The sequence below is a fragment of the Dyella kyungheensis genome (genome assembly GCF_016905005.1).
Classification (GTDB): Bacteria; Pseudomonadota; Gammaproteobacteria; order Xanthomonadales; family Rhodanobacteraceae; genus Dyella; species Dyella kyungheensis.
Genome location: NZ_JADIKC010000003.1, coordinates 989,571 through 1,013,990 on the forward strand (window position 1 = coordinate 989,571; position 24,420 = coordinate 1,013,990).

The 24,420-nt window shown below is 65.9% G+C and carries 21 protein-coding genes; 11 read left to right on the forward strand and 10 right to left on the reverse strand.

What is annotated here, in order from left to right; all coding sequences use genetic code 11:
• Positions 1-164: 164 nt before the first annotated feature.
• Positions 165-1,685 (forward strand): S10 family peptidase, encoded by a 1,521-nt coding sequence (locus ISP20_RS09200; RefSeq protein WP_425490806.1) that lies wholly within the window; start codon positions 165-167, stop codon positions 1,683-1,685.
• 345 nt (positions 1,686-2,030) lie between these two features.
• On the opposite strand, the gene ISP20_RS09205 is transcribed toward ISP20_RS09200, so the two are convergent.
• The 6 genes from ISP20_RS09205 to ISP20_RS09230 all read right to left on the reverse strand — a co-directional run bounded on the left by ISP20_RS09205 (position 2,031) and on the right by ISP20_RS09230 (position 11,070).
• The gene (locus ISP20_RS09205) at positions 2,031-3,059 is read right to left on the reverse strand and encodes a TraB/GumN family protein (RefSeq protein ID WP_204635726.1); all 1,029 of its coding nucleotides are present in this window, start codon (positions 3,057-3,059) and stop codon (positions 2,031-2,033) included.
• 98 nt (positions 3,060-3,157) lie between these two features.
• Positions 3,158-4,741, reverse strand: a complete 1,584-nt coding sequence (locus ISP20_RS09210; protein WP_204635727.1) for an inorganic phosphate transporter — start codon at positions 4,739-4,741, stop codon at positions 3,158-3,160.
• Positions 4,742-4,945: 204 nt separating this feature from the next.
• Complete coding sequence (locus tag ISP20_RS09215) at positions 4,946-6,376, reverse strand: aldehyde dehydrogenase family protein (RefSeq protein ID WP_204635728.1); 1,431 nt, start codon at positions 6,374-6,376, stop codon at positions 4,946-4,948.
• A 23-nt stretch (positions 6,377-6,399) separates the two neighbouring features.
• A complete protein-coding gene (locus ISP20_RS09220) occupies positions 6,400-8,043 on the reverse strand; it encodes an acetolactate synthase large subunit (RefSeq protein ID WP_204635729.1) in 1,644 nt (547 codons plus the stop codon).
• 69 nt (positions 8,044-8,112) lie between these two features.
• Positions 8,113-9,489 carry an exodeoxyribonuclease VII large subunit gene (gene xseA / locus ISP20_RS09225; protein ID WP_204635730.1) on the reverse strand — a complete coding sequence of 459 codons (1,377 nt, stop codon included), beginning with the start codon at positions 9,487-9,489 and terminating at the stop codon, positions 8,113-8,115.
• Between the two features lie 126 nt (positions 9,490-9,615).
• The gene (locus tag ISP20_RS09230) at positions 9,616-11,070 is read right to left on the reverse strand and encodes a phospholipase D-like domain-containing protein (protein ID WP_204635731.1); all 1,455 of its coding nucleotides are present in this window, start codon (positions 11,068-11,070) and stop codon (positions 9,616-9,618) included.
• A 121-nt stretch (positions 11,071-11,191) separates the two neighbouring features.
• Here ISP20_RS09230 and ISP20_RS09235 point away from each other — a divergent pair, with 121 nt between their 5' ends.
• A complete protein-coding gene (locus ISP20_RS09235) occupies positions 11,192-13,138 on the forward strand; it encodes an acetyl-CoA hydrolase/transferase C-terminal domain-containing protein (RefSeq protein WP_204635732.1) in 1,947 nt (648 codons plus the stop codon).
• Positions 13,139-13,147: 9 nt separating this feature from the next.
• On the opposite strand, the gene ISP20_RS09240 is transcribed toward ISP20_RS09235, so the two are convergent.
• Positions 13,148-13,885 carry a Crp/Fnr family transcriptional regulator gene (locus ISP20_RS09240; protein WP_204635733.1) on the reverse strand — a complete coding sequence of 246 codons (738 nt, stop codon included), beginning with the start codon at positions 13,883-13,885 and terminating at the stop codon, positions 13,148-13,150.
• Positions 13,886-14,062: 177 nt separating this feature from the next.
• On the opposite strand from ISP20_RS09240, the gene ispG reads away from it, so the two are divergent.
• The 7 genes from ispG (at position 14,063) to ISP20_RS09275 (ending at position 19,292) form a co-directional block, all read left to right on the forward strand.
• Positions 14,063-15,319, forward strand: coding sequence for a flavodoxin-dependent (E)-4-hydroxy-3-methylbut-2-enyl-diphosphate synthase (ispG, locus tag ISP20_RS09245; protein WP_204635734.1), 1,257 nt, complete (start codon positions 14,063-14,065; stop codon positions 15,317-15,319).
• Between the two features lie 7 nt (positions 15,320-15,326).
• Positions 15,327-16,061, forward strand: a complete 735-nt coding sequence (locus tag ISP20_RS09250) for a methyltransferase domain-containing protein (RefSeq protein WP_204635735.1) — start codon at positions 15,327-15,329, stop codon at positions 16,059-16,061.
• Positions 16,015-16,308 (forward strand): DUF1905 domain-containing protein, encoded by a 294-nt coding sequence (locus ISP20_RS09255; protein WP_204635736.1) that lies wholly within the window; start codon positions 16,015-16,017, stop codon positions 16,306-16,308. Before ISP20_RS09250 ends, ISP20_RS09255 begins: the two co-directional genes overlap by 47 nt.
• Before the next feature lie 101 nt (positions 16,309-16,409).
• Positions 16,410-17,228: an HD domain-containing phosphohydrolase gene (locus tag ISP20_RS09260; RefSeq protein ID WP_204635737.1), complete on the forward strand. Its 819-nt coding sequence runs from the start codon at positions 16,410-16,412 to the stop codon at positions 17,226-17,228.
• A gap of 72 nt (positions 17,229-17,300) precedes the next feature.
• Positions 17,301-17,705 carry a DUF350 domain-containing protein gene (locus ISP20_RS09265; RefSeq protein WP_204635738.1) on the forward strand — a complete coding sequence of 135 codons (405 nt, stop codon included), beginning with the start codon at positions 17,301-17,303 and terminating at the stop codon, positions 17,703-17,705.
• A 6-nt stretch (positions 17,706-17,711) separates the two neighbouring features.
• Complete coding sequence (locus ISP20_RS09270) at positions 17,712-18,185, forward strand: DUF1190 domain-containing protein (protein WP_204635739.1); 474 nt, start codon at positions 17,712-17,714, stop codon at positions 18,183-18,185.
• Between the two features lie 3 nt (positions 18,186-18,188).
• A complete protein-coding gene (locus tag ISP20_RS09275) occupies positions 18,189-19,292 on the forward strand; it encodes a glutathionylspermidine synthase family protein (protein ID WP_204635740.1) in 1,104 nt (367 codons plus the stop codon).
• A gap of 6 nt (positions 19,293-19,298) precedes the next feature.
• Here the strand turns inward: ISP20_RS09275 and ISP20_RS09280 are convergent, their stop codons facing one another.
• Complete coding sequence (locus ISP20_RS09280) at positions 19,299-20,258, reverse strand: GlxA family transcriptional regulator (RefSeq protein WP_204635741.1); 960 nt, start codon at positions 20,256-20,258, stop codon at positions 19,299-19,301.
• A 112-nt stretch (positions 20,259-20,370) separates the two neighbouring features.
• On the opposite strand from ISP20_RS09280, the gene ISP20_RS09285 reads away from it, so the two are divergent.
• On the forward strand, positions 20,371-21,009 hold the full coding sequence (locus ISP20_RS09285) for a cysteine hydrolase family protein (RefSeq protein ID WP_204635742.1): 639 nt from the start codon (positions 20,371-20,373) through the stop codon (positions 21,007-21,009).
• Here the strand turns inward: ISP20_RS09285 and aat are convergent.
• Complete coding sequence (aat, locus tag ISP20_RS09290) at positions 20,991-21,725, reverse strand: leucyl/phenylalanyl-tRNA--protein transferase (protein WP_204635743.1); 735 nt, start codon at positions 21,723-21,725, stop codon at positions 20,991-20,993. The two genes, ISP20_RS09285 and aat, sit on opposite strands and share 19 nt — an antisense overlap.
• Positions 21,726-21,813: 88 nt before the next feature.
• Here aat and ISP20_RS09295 point away from each other — a divergent pair, with 88 nt between their 5' ends.
• On the forward strand, positions 21,814-23,217 hold the full coding sequence (locus ISP20_RS09295; RefSeq protein ID WP_204635744.1) for a serine hydrolase domain-containing protein: 1,404 nt from the start codon (positions 21,814-21,816) through the stop codon (positions 23,215-23,217).
• Here ISP20_RS09295 and ISP20_RS09300 read toward each other — a convergent pair.
• The gene (locus tag ISP20_RS09300) at positions 23,214-24,353 is read right to left on the reverse strand and encodes a GNAT family N-acetyltransferase (RefSeq protein WP_204635745.1); all 1,140 of its coding nucleotides are present in this window, start codon (positions 24,351-24,353) and stop codon (positions 23,214-23,216) included. The two genes, ISP20_RS09295 and ISP20_RS09300, sit on opposite strands and share 4 nt — an antisense overlap.
• Positions 24,354-24,420 lie beyond the last annotated feature (67 nt).

Below are 24,420 nucleotides of genomic sequence, written 5' to 3' on the forward strand. Positions count from 1 at the left end.
AGCGATCGCAAAGTTTTGCCCCTGCCTTACGGCACTGGTCACGCACCGGTCGATTGCCGCATCAATGGGGTTTCGCCCGTGCGTTGCGGCGGGCGGTCCCCGTGGATCTTTGCGTGAGAATATCGATGAATCCTGATCTGCCTGTTCGAGGTCGTTTCGCCCGCATGGGGCGTGGAGCTGTGTGGTGCGCGGCCGTTTTCGCGCTGGGCGTCGCCTTGTCGCCGTGGGCGGCGATCGCGGCCGAAGGCAAGGATGCCAAGCCGGCCGCCGAAGCGGCCGACAAGAAGTCCGACGGCGACCTGCCGCCGCTGCCCGCCGACAAGACCATCAAGCAGAGCGTGCGCGTGAGTGGCCGCACGGTGTCCTACGAGGCCACCGTCGGCACCATCGAAGTGCGCAACGCCAAGGGCAAGAAGATCGCCGACGTGGTCTACACTTCGTACGTGGTGCCGGGCAGCGATCCGCATCGCCCGGTCACCTTCGCCTTCAATGGCGGTCCGGGCGCTTCGTCGGTGTACCTCAACATGGGCGCGATCGGTCCCAAGCGCATCCAGTTCGGCGTGGACGGCGATGCGCCGTCCGATGCGGCGATCACCAAGGACAACCCCAACACCTGGCTCGACATGAGCGACCTGGTGTTCATCGATCCGGTCGGCACCGGCTTCTCGCGTTCGCTGGAAGACGACGAGCAGACCAAGAAGGACTTTTACTCCACCGAAGCTGACATCAAGTATCTGTCGCGCGTGGTGTACGACTGGCTGGTCAAGCACGGTCGTCTGCGTGCGCCCAAGTACGTGATGGGCGAAAGCTACGGCGGCTACCGCGCGCCGCGCATCGCCTATGAATTGCAGTCGCGCATGGGCGTGGGCGTGAACGGCCTGGTGATGGTGTCGCCGTATCTCGATCCGGCTGCCATCGGCGATGGCGATTCGCTGTCGCCGCTGCCGTGGATGATCAACCTGCCGTCGATGACCGCCGCGCGCCTGGAAAGCCAGGGCAAGCTCACGCCGGCCGCGATGGCCGACGTCGAAACCTACGTGCGCACGCAGTTCGTCACCGATTTCCTGGCGGGCCGTTCGGACCCCGGCGCGATCGGTCGCATGGTGCAGAAGGTCTCGGCCTATACGGGCCTGGATCCGGCCGTGGTCTCGCGCCTGGACGGCCGTGTCGACATCGCCACGTATCTGCGCGAGATCCATCGCAACGAGAAGAAGATCGGCAGCGTCTACGACTCCAACGTCACCGCGTTCGATCCGTTCCCGGGCTCGGCCGATCGCCAGTCGGGCGACCCGATCCTCGAAGCGTTGCTCGCTCCCGCCACCAGCGCCATGGTGGATTTCGTGACGCGCGAAGTGGGCTGGAAGACGGATGCGCACTACGAAGCGCTGTCGTATGCGGTCAACAGGGCGTGGGATCGCGGTAACGCCGACGACAAGCCGGTGGCTGACCTGCGCAAGGCGATCGGCAACGATCCGAACATGAAGGTGCTGATCGCGCACGGCTACAACGATCTGTCGTGCCCGTTCTTCACTTCGCGCCTGATCATCGACCAGATGCCGACGTTCGGCCAGGCGCAGCGCGTGAAGCTGTCGGTCTATCCGGGTGGCCACATGTTCTACAGCCGTCCGGGCAGCGCCGAGTCGTTCAAGGCGGATGCGGCTGCGCTGTACGGCAGCACCAAGTAAGCGGATCACCGTTAAAGAAAAGGCCGCGCTCCGGGTGGAGCGCGGCCTTTTTGTTTGTTTGCCTGGAAGGAACCCGGTCGCTCAAAATCTCGTTGATGCCTTCATCTTCCTCAGCGCCATTCCGGCGCAGGCCGGAGGCGTTCAACAACAGCGAAGCTGGTCATCCAGTAGCCGTGGTACCCGGTGGTCGCGACGGCCCGGAGCAAAAGTTCGGTGAAACTCACGGCGACAGCCGACTCACGACGCCACTGGATGACCAGCTTCGCTGTTATAGAGCGCCTCCGGCCTGCGCCGGAATGACGGTGAGGGAAACGGGTAGCGCTAGACAAGATTGTGGACAACCGCTCAGAGATCCACATCCTGCGGCGAGCGCACGATAAAACCCCGCGCCTTGAGCTTGGCCAGATAGCCGTCGTCCGAAAGCAGCTGATCCAGCGACAGCACGGCCACCGTGCTGCGATTGCGTACGAGAGCCGCCTCGGCGGCATCCATCCAGGCCGTCTCGATGCGCTGCGGCAGGTCCGGGATATTGAGCTGCTTCTCGAAATCGCCGTTGATCGCCGCGACGATGCACGGCTCGTAACTGCGGTGCGGCATCAGGCTCTCCAGGGTCTTCATGTCGCCTGTGGCCCATGCATTGGCGCGCTGGGTCAGCTTGGGCATGTCCTGTTCGACCAGACGCATGGTTTCGTCGAGACAGGCGATGCCTTTCTGCTGGTCCTGGTCGATGCTGGTGCTCGGTGGCGCATGGGTGACCAGCAGCTCGTAGCGCACGGCGATGACGCGATTGCCGTGCCGGCGCGCCAGCTTCTGCACCATGTCGGCAACGTCGATGTCGTTGGTCAGGTCGTCCGCCGCCAGCGCCTTCTCGTAAAGCTGCTGGGCAACGATCATCGGACGCATGAATTCGAGCGCGTCGTCGTCGCGCAGGTATTGGTGGCGCAGGGCCAACCAGCGCGTGTACATCTCCGGCGACAGCAGTCCCTGCAAGGTGGCGCCGCCCGGATTGAGCTTGGCCGACGGCTGCAGGGCGAGTCGCGAGAACAGGCTGGGCGGCATGCGCAGGCGTGCCGACGGTGCTTCGAGCAACTCGGTGGAACGGCTCAGGGCCGTTTCGAGTTTTGTCCATTGCCATTCGGCATGCTTGGGCAGCGGCGACAAGGTGCCGACGATCCACAGCACATGCGTGCCGCGCCGCACTTCCCACAGCGCCGGTCCGGGCTGCTCGCCGCGAACGGTCACTGTCTGCAATTCGACGGCGCTGGCAGGCAACGGTGGCGTAACGGCGGTGGCGGCTGGCGCGGGCGCGTTCTGAGTCCACGCACTGGTGGCCAACAGCAGCATGCCGAGGCATAAAACGGTCTTCGCGTGCATCCGGCAAGCTCCTTGAAAGGACGCGACGGCTAAAGCCCGCCGAGGCGGGCTCCCTGGTTCAATGATAGCCGTGGTTGTGGCGTCGGAGCTGTTAACGCTCAGAAGACCTGGCGGAAGACAACGTACAGCCCGCCGGCCAGCAGGATCGAGGCGGGCAGGGTGAGCACCCAGGCCATCAGCAGGTTGCGTACGGTCGCCCATTGCAGGCCCGAACCGTTGGCCGCCATGGTGCCGGCGACGCCCGAGGTGAGCACATGGGTGGTGCTGAGCGGCAGGTGGTAGATGTCGCCCACCTGGATCAGCGTCATCGCCACCAGTTCCGCCGAGGCACCCTGGGCGTAGGTGAGGTGTTCCTTGCCGATCTTCTCGCCCACCGTCACCACGATGCGCTTCCAGCCCACCATGGTGCCCAGGCCCAGCGCGAGCGCCACTGCCACCTTCACCCACGGCGGGATGAACTGGATCGCCTGCGCGCCCAGTCCGCGCCAGCTGGTCAGCGTGGCGGTCTGTTCCTTGTTGAGCCCCGGCTGGGACAGCAGCAGCGGAATGGCGGCATTGGCGAGATAGATGTCGTTGCGCACGTTGCCCATCTGCTCCGGCGGCACCGATTTCAGCGACGAGCGATTGCCCACCTGGTGGTCGATCTGCCCGATCAGCTGGGCCAGCGCCGGTGCCGTGTTCGGCTGCGCGGCATGTTGCTGCACGGCGGTGGTCACCACGGCGCGCGGATCGCCGTCGAACGTCACCTTGCCGGCGATGCCGCTCAGCACCTGCTGCGTGTCCACCGACACCTGGTGGAAGGTCTTGACCTCGCCACCCGAGACGGCGCCGTTCAACGCATACGCCGTGGGCACCGTGCCGATCAGGATCAGCATGATCAGGCCCATGCCCTTCTGGCCGTCGTTGGAGCCATGACTGAAGCTCACGCCAGTGCAGGTAAACACCAGCAAGGCGCGGATCGGCCACGGCGGCGGCTTCTTGCCTTCCGGTGCGCGATACAGCGCGGGAATCTTCACCAGCGACTTGAGCAACAGCATCAGCAGGCCGGCCAGCAGGAAACCGGCGACCGGCGAGAACACCAGGCCGCGGAACACGCCCATGGCGGCATCCCAGTTCACGCCGCTGGTGCCGCTATGCGTGGAGATCAGCTGATTGGCCAGACCCACGCCGATGATCGAGCCGATCAGCGTGTGCGAAGAGGAATTGGGCAGGCCGAAATACCAGGTGCCGAGGTTCCACAGGATCGCCGCGATCAGCAGCGCGAACACCATCGCGAAACCGGCCTGACCACCCACCTGCAGGATCAATTCCACCGGCAGCAACGACACCACGGTGAAGGCCACCGCGCCGGAGGAAAACAAGACGCCGAGGAAGTTGAACGTGCCCGACCAGATCACCGCCATATTGGCCGGCATCGAATTGGTGTAGATCACCGTGGCCACCGCATTGGCGGTGTCGTGGAAACCGTTGACGAATTCGAAGCCCAGCGCGATCAGCAGCGCCACGCCCAGCAGCAGGAAGGGCGCAATCGAACGGACATGGACGACCGCCAGATCCTGTACCAGGCTCAGCCCGGCATACCCCGCGCCGATCAGCAGGATCACACCGAAGATCAGCGCAAATAGCCGTCCGGAACCCTGGCGTGGTGGAGCGGCGGAGACGACGGCGGCTTCGGTCTGCATGACATGCCCTTGTGGTCGGTCTCGCGCAAGCTAAGCACTCGCGCAAGACAGATACGTGACAGTCGAAAAGGGGAAGCCGCCCGCTGCGCGGCCTGTAAATGGTAAAGGGTAAAGTGAGAAAAGGGCCTGCAGCTCACCTGCTGACCGTTCTTCCCATTTACCCTTTACAGCCCGCGTAGCGGGCGATTACCTATTCACCGCCGCTCAGCGCTCGCGCATCACCATCAGGCGCACTTCGGTCATGTCCTCGATGGCCCAGCGGATGCCTTCGCGGCCGATGCCGGACAGCTTCACGCCGCCATACGGCATGTTGTCGACGCGGAAGCTCGGCACGTCGTTGACCACCACGCCACCCTGGTCGAGTTCGTTCCAGGCACGCATGGCGTTGGCGAGGCTGTCGGTGAAGATGCCGGCCTGCAGGCCGTACTCGGAGTCGTTCACGAGTTCCACCACCTCATCGAACGTACGGAACGGTGCGAGCAGGGCGAACGGACCGAACGCTTCGTTGCGATAGGCCTTCGCGCTGGTCGGCACGTTTTCCATCAAGGTCGCTTCGAGCATGGCACCGGCACGCTTGCCGCCGCACAACACTTTGCCGCCGGCCTTGCGTGCTTCTTCGATCCAGCCTTGCAGGCGCTCCGCGGCGGGCTCGTCGATCATCGGTCCGAGGAAGGTGTCTTTCTTCTTCGGGTCGCCGGCCTTGAGTTTCTTTACCGCGGCGACCAGTCGCTTCTTTACCTCGTCATACAGCGCCTCGTGCACATAGATGCGTTGCACGCTGATGCAGCTCTGGCCCGACTGGTAGAACGCGCCGAATACCATCCGGTCGATCACGTAATCGAGGTTGGGTCCCTGGTCCGCATCGACGATGCAGGCGGCGTTGCCGCCCAGTTCCAGGGTGACCTTCTTGTGGCCCGCGCGCGTCTTCAGATCCCAGCCGATCTGGCTGCCGGTGAACGACAGCAGCTTGAAGCGCGGATCTTCCACCAGCGGATTGGCGTGTTTGCCATCCAGCGTCAGCACGGAGAACGCACCCTTGGGCAGATCCGTCTCCGCCAGCACCTCGCCGATGATCAGCGCACCGATGGGTGTGCGTTCGGCAGGCTTGAGCACGAACGGACAACCGGCCGCGATCGCTGGCGCCACTTTGTGCGCCACCAGGTTCAAGGGGAAGTTGAACGGCGTGATGAACGACACCGGCCCCAGCGGCACGCGCTTGGTATAGCCGTGATAGCCGTTGAGCCGCTTGGCGATCTCCAGGTTGATCGTTTCGCCATTCGTGCGCACGGCTTCTTCCGCCGCGATGGTGAAGGTTTCGATCAGGCGGGTGACTTCGCCGTCGGAATCCTTGATCGGCTTGCCGGCTTCCACGCACAGCGCATACGCCAGTTCCTCGCGTCGTTCGGTGAAGCGCTGCGCGCAATGCTGCAGCACCTGCTGCCGCGCCCAGGGCTTGAAGTCGCGCATCGGGATGGTGGCTTTCACCGCTGCGGCAATGGCCTTTTCGGTGGCCTTGGCGTCAGGCACCGCGACACGCGTGGCGACCTTGCCGCTGTACTTGTCCAGCACGTCCATCATCTCTTTCGAGGTCTGCGGCTGGTTGGCGAGGTAGTAGGGGTAACTCTTGGCAAGCATGGATGGCTCCGACGCGTAGAGGCTCAGACGGCTGCGCTGAGCCGCGGGATGTCTTCGTTGAGAATGCGGTGATTGTCCGAATAGTCGATGGTCAGGTCGATCAGGTGCACGCCGCCCGCATTGAACGCTCGCTCCAGCGTGGGCAGGAATTCGTCGGCGCTGCCGGGACGATGGCCGCGCGCGCCGTGCGCCTCGGCAAACGCCACGAAGTCGGGGTTGCCGAACACCATGCCGTAATCGTCGTAGCCCATCTCGGCCTGTTTCCAGCGGATCATGCCGTAGGCGTCGTCGCGCAGCAGCAGGATCACCAGGTCCAGCTTGAGGCGCACGCAGGTTTCCAGCTCCTGCGCATTCATCATGAAGCCGCCGTCGCCGCAGATGGCCAGCACCTTGCGCTCGGGATAGACCATCTTCGCCGCCATCGCCGAGGGCAGGCCGGCGCCCATGGTGGCGAGTGCGTTGTCCAGCAGCACGGTGTTCGGTTCGCGGGCCCGGTAGTAGCGCGCGTACCAGATCTTGTACATGCCGTTGTCCAGGCACAGCACGCCGTCGTCGGGCATGAAGCGGCGCGTGTCGTCGACGATGCGCACCGGATGCATCGGAAAGCGCTGGTCGCGCGCGTGCTCCTCGAGCTGCTTGTGGAACGCGTTGCGCACGCGGTCGAAGAAGCTGAAATTCCAATGCTCCTGCGGCTGCAGGGCATCGGTGAGGCGTTCCACCGTATGCGCGATGTCGCCGACCACCTCGATCTGCGGGAAATAGACCGCGTCCACTTCCGCGCTGGAAAAGTTGATGTGGATGACCGTACGCCGCCCCTTGCGCATGAAGAATGGCGGCTTCTCGACTACGTCGTGGCCGACGTTGACGATCACGTCGGCCGCATCGATGGCGCGATGCACGAAGTCGCCATCCGACAGCGCGGCGTTGCCGAGCCACAGCGGATGGTCTTCGTCGATCACCCCTTTGCCCATCTGCGTGGTGAAGAACGGAATGCCCAGCTTGTCGATGAAAGCGCGCAGGGCCACCGTGGTGCGCTGGCGGTTGGCGGCGGCGCCGATCATCAGGATGGGATGCCTGGCGCCGGTGATCGCCTCGGCGGCCTGCACCAGGGCGGCTTCGTCGGGAGCGGGCCGGCGCGCGTATTCGGTGGGCAGCAGGATGGCCTCTTCGACGCTGTCGCGGGCGATGTCTTCGGGCAGTTCCAGATGCACGGCGCCGGGACGTTCTTCTTCCGCACGACGGAACGCTTCGCGCACGCGTGCCGGAATGGTGGGCGCCGAGACGATCTGCCGCGTGTACTTGGTCAGTGGCTGCATCATGTCGACCACGTCGACCAACTGGAACAAACCCTGCTTGTGTTCGCGGATGGGTTTCTGGCCGGTGATCATCATCATCGGCATGGCGCCGAGTTGCGCATAGGCGGCGGCGGTCACCAGGTTGGTGGCGCCCGGACCCAGCGTGGACAGCGCCACGCCGGCTTCGCCGGTCAGGCGTCCCCAGGTCGCGGCCATGAAGCCGGCGGCCTGTTCGTGGCGGGTCACGATAAGTCGGATGGAGGAGTCACGCAGGGCTTCGACAAAATCCAGATTCTCTTCGCCCGGTACGCCGAAGATACGTTCCACGCCTTCGGCTTCCAGCGCCTTGACGAACAATTGTGCGCCCTTCATGCCTCGACTCCTCATGCGTAAGCGCGAAGGATGCGACACGGATCGTTCATGCCGCGTGAGCTGGCGGCGCTAGTCGTTCGATTCTTCCTTGCGCACCGACAGTGGCAATTCGCCGTCGGCAAGTCGGGCGCGCAGCGGCGTGCCTTCACCGATACCTTGGGAGGATCGCACGACCTTGCCGTTGGCATCGAAAATGATCGAATAACCGCGCTCCAGCGTGGCCAGCGGGCTGATCGCATGCAGCGCACGACCGTTCTGGCGCAGGTTGGCGCGGTCGCGTTCCAGCTTGCGTTCGATGCTGCTGAGCAGCCGTTGCCGCAGCTCGCCGAGGCGGCGTTGCAGCAGCATCAGGCGCAGCCGTGGATGCTGGGCAAGCAGTCGTGCATGCACGCGTTCCAGTGCATTGTGTCGACGCTGCGATTGCTCGCGCTGCACGCCATGCAGGCGTCGCTGCAGATGCACCAGTCGCTCGCGATCGCGGGCCAGCCGTGCCTGCGGACGCTGGGCCTGCAGGCGTGCCAGCAGATGATCCACGCGCTGGATGCGTGCCTGCAGCCGTCGTTGTTCCAGCGTGGCCAGCCGCTGTTGCAGTTGTTGCAGATGGCGGCGCAGCGCAAAGGCGTCCGGCACCAGCAGCTCGGCCGCTGCCGATGGCGTGGGGGCACGAAGGTCGGCGACGAAGTCGGCGATGCTGAAATCGATCTCGTGACCGACCGCGGACACCACCGGCACCGCGCTGGCGTGGATGGCGCGCGCGACCCGCTCGTCGTTGAACGCCCAGAGATCTTCCAGCGAGCCGCCGCCGCGCGTCAGCAGCAACACGTCATAGCGACCGCTGGCCGAGGCCTTGCGCAGCATCTGCACGATGGCGGGCGGCGCTTCGCGTCCCTGCACGGGCACGGGCAGCACCTCCACATCGGCCAGCGGCCAGCGCCGCGACATCACGCTGAGCACGTCGCGAACGGCCGCGCCGGTGGCGGAGGTGATCACGCCGATGCGGCGCGCATAACGGGGCAGGGCGCGCTTGCGCGCCGGGTCGAACAGTCCCTCGGCATCCAGCCGCGCCTTCAGCTGTTCGAACTCGCGCTGCAAGGCGCCTTCGCCGGCCGGCTCCATGTGCTCGGCCACCAGCTGGAATTCGCCGCGTGGTTCGTACAGGCCCACCCGGGCGCGCACCAGCACATGCATGCCATCGGCGGGCTTGAACTTCAGCCAGCCGCTCTTGGGCCGGAACATGGCGCAACGCACCTGGGCGCTGGCGTCCTTCAGGGTGAAATAGATATGTCCCGATGCCGGCCGGGCGACGTTGGACAGCTCGCCTTCGATCCAGATCAACGGCAAGGCGTCTTCCAGCAGGTCCCGCACCAGCCGGTTGAGCGAGCTGGGCGTCAGGATCTGGCGCGGCGGCGGGCCGGCCTGGTCGTGGGTGTCATCGGGCGAGCGCATGAAGGAGCGAGCCTAACATGAGATTCGCCCGTCGATTGCTGCGTTTACATCTGCTTGGCCCACTTAACGCAGCCTGGGCCTAAGGCATGGCGTCTATCTGATTGGATTCGCTAGGGATTCGCCGGCTCAGATCGGGCCGTCCCGCTCGGCCGCGCGTTGCTTCTGGCGGCGCCGCAGACGCCACGCCCGGATGCCGAAATTGAGCGCGAACCAGGCGGCCAGCACGCCCAGCGGCCAACCGAGCACGGCCGGCCACAAGATGGCGATCACCGCCAGCACGACCAGCACCAGGGTGCCGATCACCAGGGGGCTGATGCTCGTATCGTCCAGCACCCGGCGGTCGGTCAGCGCCGCGCCCACGCTGTTGGCGATGCGCAGGGCGCCGGCAGCGGCCCGCCCCGAACTGCCGCCGGCACGGCGGGGACGCTGTGGCGGGCGGTCGTGGCTTTGCACATGGTCGGTCGCCCGGCGCCAGCGGCTGGGCGCCAGCACGATCTCGGTGGCATTTTCCAGGTCGCGTTCGTACTGCTCGGCCAGTTGTCGGGCGAAGCCGGTGTCTTCCACCGCCACATCGATCTCGCGATTGCTCAGCCAGCTGGCGATATTGAGATTGGACGAACCCACGCGCGCCCACTGGCCATCGGCCACCGCCGTCTTGGCGTGCAGCATCGAACCGTTCCACTCGAACACGCGGACGCCGGCCTTGAGCAAAGGCCGATAGCCCGAGCGCGACATGCCGGCTACCACCGGGATGTCGCTGCTGCCGGGTACCAGCAGGCGCACGTCCACGCCGTCGCGCGAGGCGGCCGCCAGGGCCTGCACGTACGGTGCGACGCCGATGAAATAGGCATCCGTCAGCCACAGCGTCTTGCGCGCCATGGCGGCGATCAACTGGTCGAGCCGGTACATGCCGGCGGTGGCGGGCTGGGTGGCGATCACGCGCAGCGCCACCGTGCCCACCTCCTCGTCGGCCGCCGGCTGCTCGAACGGATCAAGCGGCGTGCCGATGCTCGACCAGCTTTCGACGAACGCGTTCTCCAGCTCGGCCACGGCCGGACCGTGCAAGGCCACGCCGGTGTCGCGCCAGGGCGGCACTTGCCGTGCGGCGTCGCCCAGCCATTTCTCGCTGATGCACACGCCGGAAAGGAACCCGTGCACGCCATCGACCACCAGCAGCTTGCGGTGATCGCGGCTGACCCAGCCGAACGGTTGCCCGAACTGCGGCGGATTGAACGCGCGGACCTGGCCGCCGGCCGCGCGCAGCGGTGCCCAGAAGCGGTCGCGCGACTGTCCCTTGCAGCCCAGCCAGTCGTACACCACCGCCACGAATACGCCGCGTTGCGCGCACTCCACCAGCGCCTGGCGGAACGCCCGTCCGACCTCATCGTCGCGGATGATGTAGTTCTCCAGCAGCACGCGCTCGCGTGCGCCGCGGATGGCGGCCAGCCAGGCGTCGTAGTGCGCGGCCGCATCGATCAGCAGCTCGGCGCGGTTGCCGCCCAGCAGCGGTGCGCCCGCGGCGCGGCTCAATGCCTGTTCGGCCAGCAGGCGTGCATGGGGCGATGCGATCGGTCGGTTCATGGCTGGAGTGTAGGGCATGCGTTCGGGCGTTCTTCAAGCGGTATTCACTTGGGGCGTGCCACCAATACGCCCCGTCCTTCCGGTCATGTCGCGCCCATGAACTATCTGTCATGTTTGCTCCATGTCGCCTGAGCAATGTCATACCGACACCGACGCGTGCGCGCAGCAGCTCGCCGAACGCATCGGCCCGGACCTGCGCGTCGCTGCGCCGCTGGGCTTGGGCAAGCCGCATGAACTGTTGAATGCGCTGTACCGGCTGACCCGGGCCGACACGTCGCGCTCGCTGTCCCTTTACACCGCGTTGTCGCTGACCCGTCCACGACCCGCGCCGGGGCTGGAGGCGCGTTTCGTGGGACCGTTCGTGGAGCGGCATTTCGGCGCAGGCGCGGTGGATCCCGAATACGCCATCGACCAGGCGCGCGACCAGTTGCCTTCCAACGTCGCCGTGCACGAGTTCTACATGCAATCGGGCGCGCTGCTGCATTCGGGCGGGGCGCAGCGCAACTACATCAGCCAGAACTACACGCACGTGGCGCGCGACCTGGCCGTGCAGGACATCAACCTGCTGGTGCAACTGGTGGCGCGCCGCGAGACGCCCGAAGGCGTGCGCTACAGCCTTTCGTGCAACCCCGACCTGACCTTCGATTTCATCGACCGCGTGGTGCAGTCGGGCAAGCCGCGCCCCTTGTGCGTGGCGGTGGTGCATCCGGATCTGCCGTACATCAGCGGGCATGCGGAAGTGCAGCGCGACTACTTCGACGTGGAACTGCGTACCGACACGGCGCCGCCGCTGTTCGCCGTGCCGCGCCAGCCGATCGACACGGCGGAATATGCGCTGGGCATCCACGCCAGCGCGCTGGTGCGCGACGGCGGTTGCCTGCAGATCGGCATCGGCGCGTTGTCCGATGCACTGGTCTACGGATTGCGCTGGCGGCAGCAGGACAACACGCAGTGGCGGCGTGCGCTGGTAGCGCTCGATCCGCGAGGCGGCACGCATGCCCTGGCGGCACGCATGGGCGGCCTCGCGCCGCTGCGCGCAGGCCTGTACGGCGCCAGCGAAATGGTCATGGACGGCTTCATGCATCTGCAGCGCGCGGGCATCCTCAAGCGTCGCGCATGGGACAACATGGCGTTGGAACGCGCGGCGGCATGTGGACGGCTGTCGCCGGAGACACCGGGTGGCCACTACCTGCGTGGCGCCTTCTTCCTCGGCACGCGCGAGCTGTATCGCTGGCTGGCCGAGCTCGATGCGAACGACCCCGATGCGCTGGACATGTGCCGCGTATCCAACGTCAACCAGCTCTACGGCGATCACCAGATGCTGGCCGCGCTGCAGCGGCGCGGGGCACGTTTCTTCAACACCTGCATGATGGCGACCTTATTGGGCTCGGCGGTGTCCGACGGCCTCGAAGACGGCGAAGTGGTGAGCGGCGTCGGCGGTCAATACAACTTCGTGGCGATGGCGCATGAACTGGCCGACGGTCGTTCCATCCTCCTGCTGCGCTCCACGCGCCTGGGGCGTAGCGGCATCGAAACCAATATCCGCTGGAACTACGGGCACACCACCATTCCGCGCCACCTGCGCGATGTGTTCGTGACGGAATACGGCGTGGCCGACCTGCGCGGCAAGACCGACAGCGAATGCATCGAGGCGATGCTCTCCATCACCGATGCGCGCTTCATCGACGCGTTGTGCGCGGAGGCGAAATCGCATGGAAAGCTGGCGGCGGACTTCCAGGTCCCCGAGCGCTGGCGCAACAACCGGCCCGAGCTGCTGAAGGAAGCGCTGATGCCATGGCAGGAGAAAGGCCTGCTGCCGCCGTTTCCCTTCGGCAGCGATTTCACCGAGGTCGAGCAACGCCTGCTGCCGGCGCTCGGCTGGCTGAAGAGCAGGAGTTCCAGCTGGCGTGGCAAATGGGAAGTGTTGCGGGCTGCCGCCTCGCCGGGTGAGCCCGTGGGCGGCGAGGACGAGGCGCTGGAGCGCATGGGACTCGCGCAGCCCGGCAGCATGGGCGACCGCATCCAGCAACGCTTGCTCAAGGCCGCCCTGCGCAGAACGGGCGGCTGATCCCTTCGCTCAGTGCATCAGCAGCGACAGGCCCTGTTCGCGCAAGGCGGGCAGGTTGAGGATGTGCAGCCCGGTACGATCGGCACGAATCCATGCGCGCTCGCGCATGCGTCCGAGCAGGCGGCTCACGGTTTCCGTGGTCAGGCGCAGGTGGTTGCCGATATCGGCGCGCGACATGGGAAGCGGCAGGTAGTCTCCGGGCAATCCGAGCATCACGCGGCGGTCGCGCAGGTCCACCAGGAACGCAGCGAAGCGCTCTTCCGCCATGTGGTTGCCGCTGCTCAGCTGCAGGCGCGAAATGCGCTGGCTCGCCGACTGCACCAGATGCCAGGGGACGTCCGGCTGGCGGCCCGACAGCTGGCGGACGGCCGGGTAGGGGAAACGGCAGAACTGCGTCTTGCCCAGGGCCACCACGGCGTTGTCGTGCACTTCGCGCTCCATCGCGTCCAGGCCGATCATTTCGCCGGGCAGATGGAACGCAAGCACCTGCTCACGCCCGGCGACGTCCACCGCCACGGTCTTGGCCATGCCGGTCTGCACCGCATAGAGCGCACGGAATGGCGACATCGGACGGTACAGGTACTCGCCGGTGCGCAGCGGGCCGACGCGTTCGGCCATATGCCGCAGCCCCGACAGTTCGGGCCGGTCGTAACCGCTGGCCTGGCAGACGGCGGCGTAACCGCAACCCGCGCACGAAGGCGAAGGAGTCAGACGATGGACGTCGTCCTGGCGATGGTCCTGATGCATGGATGGCACTCCTGTGACATGCGTATTGCAGGACACCATGATCCTCGTACAAGCCTTAAGAGTGGTTCCAATGCGCGGTTTTGCCGCATCGCGCAGGGTGCTGCGACGGTTGCTAGGGGGCACCCGGCCGTTCGGGTATCCTTTGCCCGTTGCCGTCCCTGAATCACGATCCCAACCATGAGCGACTCGACTCTTTCTCCGCGTCCCGCCCAGCCCGCTTCGCGCCGCCCCAGTGTCGGCGTCAGGATCGGCAAGATCACGGTGGGTGGTGGTGCACCCGTGGTGGTGCAGTCGATGACCAACACCGACACGGAAGATCCGGCCAGCACCGCCAAACAGATCGCCGAGCTGGCGCGCGCCGGTTCGGAACTGGTGCGCATCACGGTCAATACGCCGGCCGCCGCCGCCGCCGTGCCACGCATTCGCGACAAGCTGGCGATGATGGGCGTGGACGTGCCGATCATCGGCGACTTCCACTACAACGGCCATCAGCTGCTGGAAGCGGAGCCGGCCTGCGCCGAGGCGTTGGCCAAGTACCGCATCAATCCCGGCAACGTCGGCTTCGGCAAGAAGAAAGACACCCAGTTCGCCTCCATCATCGAGATGGCGCTGCGCTACGAGAAACCCGTGCGCATCGGCGCCAACTGGGGCTCGCTCGATCAGAGCATGGTCGCCACGCTGATGGATGAAAACCACCTGCGCGCGCAGCCCTGGGATGCGGGACATGTGGCGCGCGAAGCGCTGATCCGTTCGGCGCTGGACTCGGCCAGGCGTGCGGAAGAGATCGGCCTGCCGCGCGATCGCATCATCCTGTCGTGCAAGGTGTCCGGCGTGCAGGAGCTGATCGCGGTGTATCGCGATATTGCCGGACGCTGCGATTACGCCTTGCACCTGGGCCTGACCGAAGCGGGCATGGGTTCCAAGGGCATCACCGCGTCGGCGGCGGCGCTCTCGGTGCTGCTGCAGGAAGGCATCGGCGACACCATCCGCATCTCGCTCACGCCCGAACCCGGCGCGTCACGCACGGGTGAAGTCATCGTGGCGCAGGAACTGCTGCAGACCATGGGCCTGCGTGCGTTCACGCCGCTGGTCACCGCGTGCCCGGGTTGCGGCCGCACCACCAGCGAGTTCTTCCAGGTGCTTGCGCGCACCGTGCAGGACCATGTGCGCGAGCAGATGCCGCTGTGGCGCGTGAAGTACGACGGCGTGGAGAACCTCACCCTGGCCGTGATGGGCTGCGTGGTGAACGGTCCGGGCGAATCCAAGCACGCCAATATCGGCATCTCGCTGCCGGGCAACGGCGAGGCACCGTCGGCGCCGGTCTTCATCGACGGCCAGAAGGCAATGACGCTGCGCGGCGACAACATCGCCAGCGAGTTCATCGGCATCCTCGACAACTACGTCGCCAGCAAATACGTCAGTCGCGCCGGTTGAAGCGGCGGTGGGCGACGGTGCCAGCGAAGCCCTGATCCTCGACGCCTGGCATGCCAATGCACAGGCGTGGGAAGCCGCCGTTCGCGAAGGGCGCATCGAGAGCCGCAAACTGGCGACCGACCAGGCCATCGTCGAGCTGGTGTTGTCGCGTGCTCCGCGCACGGTGATCGACGTCGGTTGCGGCGAAGGCTGGCTGGCGCGGGCGCTTGCTGCGCAGGGTATCGAGGTGCTCGGGGTCGACGCCGTTCCGGCGCTGGTGGAAGCAGCGAGCGCCAAAGGTGGCGGCGATTTCCGCGTCGTCAGCTACGAAGACATGGCTGCTGGCGCGCTGAAGCAGCGCGCGGACGTGGTGGTCTGCAATTTTTCGCTGCTGGGCGGGGCGTCGGTGGATGCCCTCTTGGCAGCCGTGCCCGCGCTGCTCGAGCCCGATGGCGTGCTGGCGATCCAGACGCTCCACCCGCTGGTGGCCGGCGTGGAACCCTATGCCGACGGCTGGCACGACGGTTCCTGGGCGGGTTGCGGCGACGGCTTCAGCCAGCCCGCACCCTGGTATTTCCGCACCCTGGGCAGCTGGGTGACGGCCATCCAGAAGGCCGGATTGACCGTGCTGGCCATCAAAGAGCCGATTCATCCTCACACGGGACGCCCCGCCTCCGTTATCTTCTTGGCCGGAGCATCCTACAGGGGGAACGGGGATGAACAGGCATCGCGCCGTAGCGTTTCGCGCCACCGTACAGAGTGATCAGCGGCCGTGGCTGGTGCCACTGCCGTTCGATCCGGTCAGCCAATGGTCGACACCTGCCAGGCCGCTATGGAAATGCGGCCACGGGCATCGCGTCCGCGGCAGCCTCAACGGAACGGATTTCCGCGGCGCCGTGGTCGAACGTTCCGGCACCTTCTGGCTGCAGCTGGAGGAATCGTCCGCCGCCGCCGCGGGTCTTGGCGCGGGCCAGTTCGTCGATGTGTTGATCGAGCCCGAGGACGCCTGAGGATGTGCGCCACGCGACAGCGTCCGCATCATCTTCGGGCTATGCTCGGGCCGGTCGCGCGCGGGTCGTGCGACGGGTAGCGAAGACGGCAGGGAGACGCAGTGACGGTCAAGCCTCAATTTCGCATCGTGGCCATCTATGTGTCGGTGGCCCTGCTGTGGGTGCTCTTCTCCGACCACCTGCTGTTTTCGCTCAACCTCGACGAGCCTACGTTGAGCACGCTGAACTCGATCAAGGGCAGCCTGTATGTGCTGGTGACGGGGGCGCTGCTGTACTGGCTGATCGGTCGCGACGTGCGTCGCATGGATCGCCTCAACCATCTGTTGCTGCGCGGCAACGAGCAATCGCTGCGCGCGCTGGTCTCGGCGATGGACGTGCGTCACAAGGAGACGCGCGATCACTCCGAACGCGTCATGCGCATGACCGTGGCACTCGCCCGGCGCGTGGGGCTGGAAGGCGATCCGTTGCGGCACGTGCGCTTCGGCGCCTTGCTGCACGACATCGGCAAGCTGGCGCTGCCCGATGCCATCCTGATCAAGCCCGGCCCGCTCACGCCGGACGAAATGACCCTGATGCGCACGCACACCGTGCTGGGCCGGGACTTGCTGATGCGCACCGCCTTTCTGCGCCCGGCCGTCGACATTCCCTATGCGCACCACGAGCGCTGGGATGGCACAGGGTATCCGCGCGGCTTGCGGGGTGAGGACATTCCGTTGGCGGCGCGCATTTTCAGCGTGGTGGACGTGTGGGACGCCTTGAGTTTCCCGCGCGTCTACAAGTCCGCATGGCCGGAACCGGAAGTCATCGACTACCTGCGCAACGCGGCCGGAGGGCAGCTCGATCCCGGCATCGTGGCGCTGTTCCTGGAGCACTACGACGAGCTCAAGGCGATCGGGTTGGGAACGGTGGCAGAGGACTGAGGCGTCGCGCGACGGCGCTCGCCGGTCGGCTACACTCCATCGACGCCCGGGATGGGCAGAACAGGGGATGACATGCTGTTGCCGGATCTTTCGACACTGCCCGCTTTCGCGGCGTACTTTGGCCTGGGCGTACTTTTTCTCGCCATCTTCTGCACGGTACACATCTGGCTCACGCCGCAGCGTGAGATCGCGCTCATTCGCCAGGGCAACCAGGCGGCAGCGATCAGCCTCGGCGGTGCGCTGATCGGTTTCGTCGCGCCATTGGCCAGCGCCATGGCGCACAGCGTGAACCTGCTGGATCTCGCCGTGTGGGGACTGGTGGCGCTGATCGTGCAATGGTTGGCGCATCTGGTCATTCGCCTGCTCATCCACGACCTGGCCACGCAGGTCGAGCAGGACAATCGCGCCGCGGCGATCTTCGCCGCTGCCGTGGCGATTGCCGTGGGCCTGGTGAATGCCGCGGCGATGACGTGGTAAGCCGCCATGAGCGATTCAAACAAGTATCCCCTCTCGCGCGAGCTTCGGCCCGGCGTCAAGCCGCCGCAACGGCCTGACGCCCGCTTCCATCCGCTGCCGCCGCGCAACCAGAAACGTTCGTTTGCCGTGCCGCTGATCGCGCTCGGCGGCGCGACCCTGGTGGGTCTTTCGATGCTGGGGCGCGGCCAGGACGTGCAGCGCAACCGCTACAACAGCTACGAAGACTGCGTGCACGACTATTCCACCGGGCAGTGCCAGATCGATACCTCGGTGAGCGGCAGCAGCGGGTTGCATTACTACGGCCCCTGGTACCGCAGCAGCAGCGGCGGCAACGTCGCCAACGATCCAGGGCCGGGGCGCGCGTTCGCCGCGGGTGGACGCGCTGCGGCCACCAGTGCCTTCGGTGGGCCGCAGGGCGTCGAACTCGGCAGTCGGGGCGGCTTTGGTTCGACCGGGCGCGTTTCGGCGCGGGCCAGCTGATCGATGCATCGACAGACGGGTACACCGCGGACGGATTGGCAACAACGGCTCGAATCGCTCGGCTTCGCCTTCCATACCATCGATGGCCAGCCGTATTGGCGCGAAGACGTGCACTACGTGTTCGAGGCCGATGAGATCGACCAGGTCGAAGCCGCCACCAACGAACTGCACGCGCTCTGCCTCGAGGCCGTCGATCGCATCGTGCGTTCCGGGCGCTATGCGGAGCTGGGCCTGGGCGATCGCGCGGCCGCGCTGGTCGAGCGCAGCTGGTGGGATCGCGAGCCGGCGTTGTACGGACGCATGGACCTGGCCTACGACGGCCATTCGCCGCCGCGCCTGCTGGAATACAACGCCGACACGCCCACCGCGTTGTTCGAGGCATCGGTGGCGCAGTGGTACTGGTTGCAGGACGTGGCCACGGACGCGGACCAGTTCAACTCCATCCACGAAGCGTTGGTGGAGCGTTGGCGCACCTTGCCCGCGGCGTCGCACGTGCATTTCGCGGCCTGTTACGAAAGCACGGAAGACGCGCTCACCTGCGACTACCTCATCGATACCTGCCTGCAGGCGGGTCATCGCACGACCGCCCTGGATGTCGAGCAGATCGGCTGGTCGGGCACGGATTTTATCGATCTCGACAACGCGCCCATTGAGCGGCTGTTCAAACTCTATCCCTGGGAATGGATGCTAGCCGAACCCTTCGCCGAACACCTCCCGCAGACGCGTCTGCGCTGGTTCGAGCCGGCCTGGAAAATGCTGCTGTCGAACAAGGCGATCCTGCCTTTGCTATGGGAATACTTTCCCCGGCATCCGAATCTGTTGCCGGCCAGCCGTCGCTGCACCGACATCGACGGCGCGGTGGTGCGCAAACCGTACTGGGGCAGGGAAGGTGCCGGCATCGTGGTGCTGGGCAAGGGCGAGACTGGCGGTGCCAGCGCCGAGCCATGCATTTTCCAGGCGTTCTCGCCGCTGCCGGTGTTCGACGGACGGCATGCGCTGGTCGGGTCGTGGGTGGTGGGCAATGCCGCCGTGGGCATCGGCATGCGCGAGGACGCCGATTGCATCACGCGCAACACCAGCTGCTTTGTACCGCACCTGTTTCGTTGAAGCGCTTCAGTCGCGCGGCGCGCTGAAGGTGCGCCGGTAGTTCGCCGGCGAGGTGCGATACGCGCGCTGGAAGTGCTGGCGCAGGGTCACCGGCGAGCCCAGGCCGATATCGGTGGCGATCCGTTCCAGCGGCCGCTGGGTGGTTTCCAGCAGGCGTTGCGCTTCGGCGAGCCGTTGCGCCAGCAGCCAGTCGCCGAAGCTGCCGCCGGTCAGCTGGCGGAAATGTCGCGTGAACGTGCGCCGGCTCATGGCCGCCTTTTCCGCGATCGTGTCGAGGTTGTGGTCTTCGTGCAGGTGCCGTTGCACGTGTTCGAGCAGGCGCGCCATGCGCTTGTCGGCAGGCGCCTCGGCCACGGGTTTTTCGATGAACTGCGCCTGGCCGCCGCGTCGCACCGGCGGCACCACCATGCGCCGCGCGATGTGATTAGCCATTTCACTGCCCAGCATCTGACGGACCAGATGCAGGCAACAATCGATGCCTGCCGCGGCGCCAGCGGACGTCACGATGTTGCCTTCATCCACGAACAGCACGTCGGCATCCACTTCGACCTCGGGGAACTGCGCCATGAACGGCTCGGCCCAGGCCCAGTGGGTCGTGGCGCGCCGGCCATCCAGCAAGCCGGCGTGTGCCAGCACATACGCACCCATGCACAAGCCGACCACGCGTTTGCCGCGCGCGGCCGCCTTGCGCAACTGCTGGAGCAGGGCAGCGGGAGGCACCTCGTCGGGATCGCGCCAGGACGGCACGATGATCACATCCGAGCGCGCCAGTTCGTCCAGGCCGTAAGGCGTTCCGATGGTGAAGCCCGCCGCGCTGGAAATCCGTTCCCCTTCGGCGGAACACACGCGCAGCCGGAACGGCGATTCGCCCTCCGGCGTCGGCGACTGGAACACAGCGCACGGCACCGACAGATGGAAGGGCAGGATACCCTCGAAGGCGACCACGGCGACCCGAATCGTGCGCATGACCCGATTTACCCTATTGGCCCGATAGCATCGATGGTTGTCCTTCAGGCCACTCGTTGGCAAGTGCCGCCGGGCGCACCATGCGCAGCATCTCAACGCAAGGAGCTTCGCCATGTCCTCCCAGCCGCGCCGTGCCGTGATCGTGGTCGATGTGCAGAACGAATACTTCACCGGTGAACTGCAGATCGAGTACCCGCCGTCCTCCCAGTCGCTGCCGCGCATCACCCGCATCATGGATGCCGCCACTGCGGCTGGAGTGCCGGTGATCGTGATCCAGCAGGATTCGCCGGCCGATGCACCCGCGTTCGCTTCGGGCAGCGATGGCTGGCAACTGCATCCGGAGATCGCGCGCCGCCATCGCGATGCGCTGTTCCTGAAGCCGCTGCCCAGCGCGTTCAGCGATACCGACCTGGGCGAATGGCTGGCGCAACACCGGATCGACACACTGACGGTGCTCGGGTACATGACCCACAACTGCGACGACACCACCATCAAGCACGCATTCGATCGCGGCATGGAGGTGGAATTCGTGCACGACGCATCAGGCGCCGTGTCGTACGCCAACCACGCCGGCTATGCGAGCGCCGAGGAGATCCATCGCGTCTTCAGCGTGGTGCAGCAATCGCGCTTTGCGGCGGTGTTGAGCACCGAGGAATGGCTGCAGGCGCTGGCTTCCGGCGAGCGGCCCGCGCGCGGCAACATCCTCGAGTCGTATCGTGCCGCGCAGGCGCGTCAGTCGGCGGCGGCCTGATCCGTCACCTGCGCCAGCGAGGTGAAAGGGGCCCAGCTGCCGCGTTGTCCCGGCAGCTGGGACAGCTGTGCCACGGTGCGCAGGAATTGGGCGCGGGGATACTCCACCGCGCCCAGCTGCACCAGGTGGGCGTTGGTCACCTGCGCATCGATCCACGGGAAGTCCCAGCCGCGCAGCAGTTTCGCCAGCGCCAGCAGCGCCACGCGCGAGCCGCCGCTTTCGCGGCTGAACATCGATTCGCCGCAGAACAATCGACCCACGGCGATGCCGTAGATGCCGCCGACCAGGCGATCCTGTTCCCATACCTCGACGCTGTGCGCATACCCCATCTCGTGCAGGTGCGCATAGGCGTCGACCATGGCGGGCACGATCCAGGTACCGCTCTGGCCCGGGCGTGGCGCGGCGCAGGCTTCCACCACTTCGCGGAAGGCGTGATCCACCGTCACGTGCCAGTCCACCTGCGCCAGCCGCCGCCGCACCGTGCGGTTGGGCCGCAGGCTGCTGGTGTGGAAGACGCAGCGAGGATCGGGCGACCACCACAGCAGCGGCTCGTCCTCGTTGAACCACGGGAAGATGCCCTGCGCGTAGGCGGCCAGCAGCCGACGGGGCGACAGGTCGCCGCCGAAGGCCAGCAGGCCGTTCGGATCGTTCAACGCCTTGCGCGGATCAGGAAAGTGTTCCGGCCTGGTCGCGTCGAGCAGGGGCAGTCGAATCATGGGGCTTGAGTGGCGGGGTGTGCGGTACATGCTACCGGCATGGCGATGTGGTTAGCATGCACTTTCCTTCATGACACCGGGATCGGGCATGCGTCGTCGTTTCTTGTGCTGGATGGTCGCTTCGTGTCTCGCGCCTGCGGCGATGGCCTCCACCACGGACATCGATCCTGCGCTGGCCAGGCGTATCGACAGCGACGTACAGACGGTCTTGCAACGCACCGGCACGCCGGGCGCCACGCTCGCGATCTACCGCGACGGCGTGGCCATGTACCGCCACGCCTATGGGCTGAGCGACCGCGAGCACAAGACGCCCGCCACGCTGTCGACGCATTACGAAATCGGTTCCATCACCAAGCAGTTCACGGCGGCGGCCATCCTGCAGCTTCAGGCAGCGGGCAAGCTGGATATCGACGCTCCGCTGGCGACCTATCTGCCGGATGCTCCGCACGCGAAGGAAGTGACGCTCAAGCAGTTGCTGTCACATACCAGCGGCATGCCGGAGTACCTGGACGGTCCGGACGTCGAAGCGTGGGCCGTGAAGCCAGCCACGTTCGATCAGATCATCGCGCGCATCAAGGACAAGCCGCTGGATTTTCCGCCCGGCAGCCGCTGGACCTATTCCAACAGCGGTTATGCGTTGCTGGGGCGGGTGATCGAGCTGGTCTCGCACGAATCGTACGAGCAGTACGTCAAGACGCACCTGCTGGCGGTGGCTGGCATGACCCACACCTACACGGTGGCCGAGGAGTCGTCGATTCCCGGCATGGCCAAGGGCTACCGGCACGCGGACGGCAAGCTGGAAGCGGCACCCACCATCCATGACACGGTGGGCTGGGCGGCCGGCAACCTGGTCTCCACGGTGGATGAGCTGGAGCGCTGGAACGTCGCGCTCAAGAGCGGAAAGATCGTGCGTCCCGCCGACTATGCGCGGATGATCACGCCCGCGCCCGGCAGCACCGATTACGGCCTGGGCCTGTTCATCGATACGCTCGACGAGCAACCGCGCATCGGCCATACCGGCGGTTCGTTCGGCTTCACCAGCTCCAATCAATATTTCCCGAAGCAGGGCATCCAGGTCATTGCGTTCACCAATTCGGGCGACAACCCGGAGCCGGGACAGATGCTGGTGACTGCGGCGTTCGAAGCGATGTATCCGGATCTCGCGCGGGCTGCGCGCAAGCCGGCGGCGGGCGAAGATGCCGCCGTCACCAGCACGGTACGCACGGCGTTCGATCAGCTGCAGAAGGGAAGTCGCGATCCGTCCATGTTCGGCGACAAGCTGAAGGCGAAGCTGGCCGCGGGTTTGTCCGGGCGCATGGCCAAGCAGTTGTCGGTGTTCGGCGCGCCGTCGTCCTTCATCTTCAAAGGGCAGCGCCACGACCACGAGCAGGTCTGGAACGACTACCGGATCGAGTTCGGCCCCGGCAACAGCCTGCCGTTTGGCGTGCGGCTGGATGAAGGCGGCAAGGTGGTCGGCATTTCCGTCGGCTAGGCCTCAAGATGCGCGTAGGGGCTGTGTTGCATCAGCTCCTGCGCATAGTCGTCCATCCCTTCGGCTTCGCGCTGCAGCGCTTCATGCACGGCGTCGCGGAAACTCGTGTTGACCAGATAGTGACGCGAGTGCGTGCGCGCCGGCAGGAAGCCGCGGGCGAGTTTGTGTTCGCCTTGCGCGCCGGGTTCGAAGCGCTGCAGTCCATGACGGATCGCGTGCTCGATGCCCTGGTAGTAGCACAGCTCGAAATGCATGCCCGGCACGTCGACTTCCGCGCCCCAGTAACGGCCGTACAGCGTGTCGCTGCTTTGCAGGAACAACGCCATCGCCACGATGCGCTCGCCGTGGCGCGCCAGCGCGAGTTGCACGCTGTCGCCCAGCGTGTCGCGCAGGCCCAGGAACATCGAGCGGGTCAGTGCGGCGTGGTTGCCCTTGGCGTCGAAAGTGGATTCGTAAAGCGCATGGATGTGCCGCCACTCCTCGACACTCAGCGAGCTGCCGCCGCGCATCTCGATGGCGAGGCCGCTGCGGGCCACGTGTGCGCGCTCCTGCCGGATGTTCTTCCGCTTCTTGTGATTGAGCGCGGCAAGGAACTGGGCGAAATTCGCATAGGCATGGTTGTGCCAATGGAACTGCACGTCGGAACGGACCAGCCATGGCGTGTCGAACGCAGCCAGTTCGTCGTCGCGCAGAAAATTGGCATGCACGGAGGAGAGGTTCATGCGCTCGGCGAAGCTGCGCATGGCCGCGGTCAAGGCGTGCTGGCGCTCGACGGTGCGTGCATCGTTGCCGGCCAGCAAGCGCGGTCCCGGCACGGGTGAGTAGGGCACGGCGTTGAGCAGCTTGGGGTAGTAGTCGCCGCCGGCCCGTTCCCAGGCGCTGGCCCAGCTCCAGTCGAATACGAACTCGCCGTGCGAGTTGCCTTTCAGGTACAGCGGTGCCGCGGCAACCAGATGGCTGTCTTCATACAGACCAAGGTGATGCGCCTGCCAGCCCCAGTCGGCGCGGATGCAGCCGGTGCGCTCCAGCAGGGCGAGGAAGGCATGCGAGACGAAGGGGTTGTCGTCGGGCCGAAGCGCATCCCAGGCCTCGGTCGGGATGCGTTCGATGCTGTCGTGGAAGCGTGCTTCGATCACGGCGCTCCAAAAAACACGGATACTTCAGTCTTAAATCTCGTCATTCCGGCGCAGGCCGGAATCCAGT

Bases quoted from the DNA above. Each gene is read 5' to 3' on its own strand.
- ISP20_RS09220 (WP_204635729.1), bottom strand. From the start codon at position 8,043: ATGAAGGGCGCACAATTGTTCGTCAAGGCGCTGGAAGCCGAAGGCGTG.
- ISP20_RS09235 (WP_204635732.1), top strand. From the start codon at position 11,192: ATGTCGCCTGAGCAATGTCATACCGACACCGACGCGTGCGCGCAGCAG.
- xseA (WP_204635730.1), bottom strand. From the start codon at position 9,489: ATGCGCTCGCCCGATGACACCCACGACCAGGCCGGCCCGCCGCCGCGC.
- ISP20_RS09270 (WP_204635739.1), top strand. From the start codon at position 17,712: ATGAGCGATTCAAACAAGTATCCCCTCTCGCGCGAGCTTCGGCCCGGC.
- ISP20_RS09240 (WP_204635733.1), bottom strand. From the start codon at position 13,885: ATGCATCAGGACCATCGCCAGGACGACGTCCATCGTCTGACTCCTTCG.
- ISP20_RS09265 (WP_204635738.1), top strand. From the start codon at position 17,301: ATGCTGTTGCCGGATCTTTCGACACTGCCCGCTTTCGCGGCGTACTTT.
- ISP20_RS09285 (WP_204635742.1), top strand. From the start codon at position 20,371: ATGTCCTCCCAGCCGCGCCGTGCCGTGATCGTGGTCGATGTGCAGAAC.
- ISP20_RS09210 (WP_204635727.1), bottom strand. From the start codon at position 4,741: ATGCAGACCGAAGCCGCCGTCGTCTCCGCCGCTCCACCACGCCAGGGT.
- ISP20_RS09255 (WP_204635736.1), top strand. From the start codon at position 16,015: ATGAACAGGCATCGCGCCGTAGCGTTTCGCGCCACCGTACAGAGTGAT.
- aat (WP_204635743.1), bottom strand. From the start codon at position 21,725: ATGATTCGACTGCCCCTGCTCGACGCGACCAGGCCGGAACACTTTCCT.
- ISP20_RS09280 (WP_204635741.1), bottom strand. From the start codon at position 20,258: ATGCGCACGATTCGGGTCGCCGTGGTCGCCTTCGAGGGTATCCTGCCC.
- ispG (WP_204635734.1), top strand. From the start codon at position 14,063: ATGAGCGACTCGACTCTTTCTCCGCGTCCCGCCCAGCCCGCTTCGCGC.
- ISP20_RS09295 (WP_204635744.1), top strand. From the start codon at position 21,814: ATGCGTCGTCGTTTCTTGTGCTGGATGGTCGCTTCGTGTCTCGCGCCT.
- ISP20_RS09215 (WP_204635728.1), bottom strand. From the start codon at position 6,376: ATGCTTGCCAAGAGTTACCCCTACTACCTCGCCAACCAGCCGCAGACC.
- ISP20_RS09230 (WP_204635731.1), bottom strand. From the start codon at position 11,070: ATGAACCGACCGATCGCATCGCCCCATGCACGCCTGCTGGCCGAACAG.
- ISP20_RS09275 (WP_204635740.1), top strand. From the start codon at position 18,189: ATGCATCGACAGACGGGTACACCGCGGACGGATTGGCAACAACGGCTC.
- ISP20_RS09200 (WP_425490806.1), top strand. From the start codon at position 165: ATGGGGCGTGGAGCTGTGTGGTGCGCGGCCGTTTTCGCGCTGGGCGTC.
- ISP20_RS09205 (WP_204635726.1), bottom strand. From the start codon at position 3,059: ATGCACGCGAAGACCGTTTTATGCCTCGGCATGCTGCTGTTGGCCACC.